The organism is Neisseria sp. P0001.S005, assembly GCF_051963715.1.
The window spans coordinates 1-428 of sequence record NZ_JBQCTZ010000628.1; the positions used below are offsets into that span (position 1 = coordinate 1).

Here is a 428-nt window from a genome sequence, read left to right on the forward strand (position 1 = left end):
CAAGCATTTGCCTTGCGCGGCTATACCATCGAAATCCCCAGAGAGTCATTCGCCCCTACTGAGGAAGACGAATACTACTGGGCAGATTTAGTCGGCATGACCGTCATCAACAAAGAAAACATCGTCCTCGGTAAAGTCAGCAACCTAATGGAAACCGGTGCAAATGATGTTTTGATGATTAAAGGCGAACACGGACAAATCCTGATTCCCTTTGTCTCCAACTATATCGAATCTGTCGATACCGACAGCAAAACCATTATCGCCGACTGGGGTTTGGACTACTGATGCTGATTCAAGCCATCACCATTTTCCCGGAGATGTTCGACAGCATTGTCGAATACGGCGTTACAGGCAGAGCAAGAAAACAAAATCTTTGGCAGTTTCAAGCCATCAATCCCCGAAAATTTGCCGACAACAAACTTGGCTAT

General features: G+C 46.0%; 1 protein-coding gene and 1 pseudogene. Both read left to right on the forward strand.

The window, feature by feature from the left end; all coding sequences use genetic code 11:
- On the forward strand, positions 1-285 hold a 285-nt coding region (gene rimM / locus ACTHSP_RS22085), incomplete at its 5' end, for a ribosome maturation factor RimM (RefSeq protein WP_440347021.1).
- Positions 285-428 (forward strand): annotated as a pseudogene (locus tag ACTHSP_RS22090) (tRNA (guanosine(37)-N1)-methyltransferase TrmD); the annotation flags it as partial. The gene rimM and the pseudogene ACTHSP_RS22090, both read left to right, overlap by 1 nt.